This is a genomic window from Methanomicrobiales archaeon, from assembly GCA_030019205.1.
GTDB lineage: Archaea > Halobacteriota > Methanomicrobia > Methanomicrobiales > JACTUA01 > JASEFH01.
The window spans coordinates 1-2829 of the sequence record JASEFH010000050.1 but is presented as its reverse complement, the minus strand read 5'-3'; the positions used below and the strand labels follow the sequence as shown (position 1 = coordinate 2829).

Annotated in this window: 5 protein-coding genes; 4 read left to right on the top strand and 1 reads right to left on the bottom strand. The window is 65.6% G+C overall.

The genetic code is table 11. The annotated features are described in order from the left end of the window. On the top strand, positions 1-335 hold a 335-nt coding region (locus tag QMC96_13120), incomplete at its 5' end, for an NAD(P)/FAD-dependent oxidoreductase (GenBank protein ID MDI6877696.1). Between the two features lie 189 nt (positions 336-524). Here the strand turns inward: QMC96_13120 and QMC96_13115 are convergent. Then, complete coding sequence (locus QMC96_13115; protein ID MDI6877695.1) at positions 525-983, bottom strand: hypothetical protein; 459 nt, start codon at positions 981-983, stop codon at positions 525-527. A 190-nt stretch (positions 984-1173) separates the two neighbouring features. Between QMC96_13115 and QMC96_13110 the strand changes: the two genes are divergently transcribed. The 3 genes from QMC96_13110 to QMC96_13100 all read left to right on the top strand — a co-directional run. Then, positions 1174-1344, top strand: coding sequence for a hypothetical protein (locus QMC96_13110; GenBank protein ID MDI6877694.1), 171 nt, complete (start codon positions 1174-1176; stop codon positions 1342-1344). Positions 1345-1444: 100 nt separating this feature from the next. Continuing rightward, positions 1445-2209, top strand: coding sequence for a 4Fe-4S binding protein (locus QMC96_13105; protein ID MDI6877693.1), 765 nt, complete (start codon positions 1445-1447; stop codon positions 2207-2209). Positions 2210-2251: 42 nt separating this feature from the next. After that, the coding region (locus QMC96_13100) for a carbon monoxide dehydrogenase (protein MDI6877692.1) at positions 2252-2829 on the top strand (578 nt) is incomplete at its 3' end.

The window sequence follows — 2829 nt, the reverse complement described above, 5'->3', positions numbered from 1 at the left end:
CGGCCAAGATCAAGATCGGGGTGTCGGGCTGCCCCCGCTGCTGCGGGGAGAGCCGCCTGCGGGACATCGGCATCATTGGCACGAACAGAGGGTGGACTGTCATCTTCGGGGGCAACGGGGGGCGGGATCCCCGCATCGGGGACGAGATCGCGCGGAACCTCGCCGATGGCGAGGTCCTGGATCTTGTCCAGCGCCTGCTGGAGTACTACCGGGCGAACGCCGGGTGGGGAGAGCGGACGGCGCGGTTCATGGAGCGGACCGGGTTCGATCGGCTCCGTTCGGACCTGCTGCGGTTCGTTCCGTATATCCCCCTCGAGGAGACAGGTCCTTCGTAGAGAGGGGATGCCCGGCGACGACGGGACGCCAGCCGATGCCGGCGGGAATGCCAGGCTCTAACATCGACGCATCGAAATAGCCAGGGATGAGTGGGACGGCCGCGGTGCGACCCGGGAGATGCGCTCGAACCGCCTGGGGCGGACGTCAGGTAACCTTCATCCCGTTTCGCCCGTCTCACCCCCCGCCCGTTATTCCCGCGGGTGATCGAGGGGCTGCGCCTGCGCGAGCATCTGCTCCAGCAGCCGGTGCTGCATGCAGGTGATGAAGGGGAGCGTGATGAGCACCGCCATCCGTTCGCCGTCGAGGGTGTAGACGAGCATGGACTCCTTCCCGTCCGCGAGCAGGATGCACTCCGCGGCAAACGTCGAACCCTCCCGCAGCACGGGCGCGGCGAGCACCCGCTCGTAGATGTTCTCGCGGAAGTAGTCGCAGAGGGAGGCGACCTCATAGGCGGCGGCGTTCGGGACTGGCGGTGCCTCCTGGCGGCGGGCATAGAGGATCCGCACGCGGTGCCGCCGCCCGACCCGGGCGATCAGGTCGGCATACTTCTCCACGATGCGGTTGTCCAGGGAGAGGACCAGGAGATCGTCCTCCACGCTCTCCAGCACGGCCCGGAGGTGGTGCCCGATGCTCCAGTCCCCCTGCACGTACCAGATCGGGGTGTACTGCTGCTGGGCGTCGAGCGAGAGTCTCTCGAGCGCCTCGACGCTCTGCCGTGCGGCGGCGTCGAGATCGCCTTTCAGGCGGGCGACGATGCCGCACTATCAGGGCATTTTAAGGGCGTGAATGTCGGTCTGACAAAATATATATGCCATTCTTCTCAAATCAACGCATTGGATGAAGAAAATACATGCAGCCGCGATCTCGGTTGTCACAGGGTTCCTTCTGATGTTCACGTACCTGGCTTGGGCAGGGCCTCTGTTCGTCCTGCTCGGAATCGCAGTTATGATCTGGGGCAGAGAGACTGGGCCCGATACCTGGGAATGGTCGTTCGGCAAGAAGAAATAGAAGCCCCGGCAGGGGCATTCTTGGCAGATTACATCAAAAGGCGTTCGCACTTCTGTCAGTTACACCAGTTTCATATGGGTGTCGGTCCAATCCTGGTACCATGGCGCTGGAGCAGATCCCGAAGGCGGCCGGTTTCATCTACGCGCTTGTCATGATCGCCCTGGGGGCGTATCTCCTGTACGCCGGCCGCTGGACGCGGCGGATCGGGTATGCCTTCCTCGTCCTCACCACAGCGCTCGGGTTCCTTATTTTCGCCCCCGTCATCCCGTTCCAGTTCCAGGCCCTGGTGCTCGGCAACGCGCAGATGCTCGGGGGGCCGCCCGCCGTCGCCCTCGTCGGGCTTGCGGTCGTGCTGGTGCTCACGCTCCTCTTCGGGCGCTGGTACTGCGGCTACTTCTGCCCGGTGGGGGCGCTGCAGGAACTGGCCTATGTCGTTCCCGTCCCGAAGTACCGGGTGCAGGACAAACGGCTCACCACGGGAGTCCGCCTGGCGTTCTTGGTCCTCTTCCTCCTGGCCGCCGGGATATTCTCCTTCGGGCTGCTCTCCCTCTTCGGGATCCGCGACTTCTTCCACCTCGCGGCGAGCGCGGCCTCCCTCGTGTTCCTCGCCATGCTCGGCGTCTCGCTCGCCCTCTACCGCCCCTTCTGCCGCCTGGTCTGCCCGTTCGGCGCTCTTGCCGGAGCGATCGCAACCCGGAGCGCCTTTAAAATCCGCAGGACCCCGGCCTGCATCCGGTGCCGCAGGTGCGAGCGGGCCTGCCCCACGGCAGAGGCGGGCAGGGACGATTCGAAGGGCGAGTGCTACCTCTGCGGGCGGTGCACGGACGTCTGCCCGGCCGAAGGGGCCCTGCGGTATGGACGATGAACGAATCATTCATTAAGATCCGGACGATAGAGGTCGGATACGATGGATCGATCGCGCATCTCCTGCCACGAATCTGTTAGAAGACAGTACGAACGGTTGAAAGAGGACGGCATGAGCACGGTCTGGGACCGCTACGAGGCCCAGGGGCTCGGAGACCCGGACCGGCGCTGCCCCTTCTGCCAGGGCGGCACACGCTGCGATCTCTGCTCGAACGGCCCCTGCCGTGCCGATGCCGCTAAAGACAAGCGCGGCGTCCGCGGGATCACCGCGGACGGCATGGCCATGCGCATGATGCTCCTGCGCAACGTCATGGGGGCGACCACCTACCAGTTCCACGCGGAGGAGACGCTCCGCGAGACGGCGAAGGGAACGGCGCAGTATACCCTGCGGGATCCGCAGAAACTCCGGGGGTTCGCCGCACGGCTCGGCGTGGACACCGGCGGCTCCGATGCCGACGTGGCGCTCCGCCTCATCGGCGCTGTCGAGGCGGATTGCCGCCGCCGCGAGGGCCATAGCGCGATCGTCGAACGGCTGGCGCCGCCGGAGAGGAAGGACCTCTGGAAGGAACTCGGCATCTTCCCCGCCGGCATCTACCACGAGGTGGTGCTCGCCACGGGCTC

Coding starts and splice junctions, on each gene's coding strand:
- QMC96_13110 (MDI6877694.1), top strand. CDS start 1,174: ATGAAGAAAATACATGCAGCCGCGATCTCGGTTGTCACAGGGTTCCTT.
- QMC96_13105 (MDI6877693.1), top strand. CDS start 1,445: ATGGCGCTGGAGCAGATCCCGAAGGCGGCCGGTTTCATCTACGCGCTT.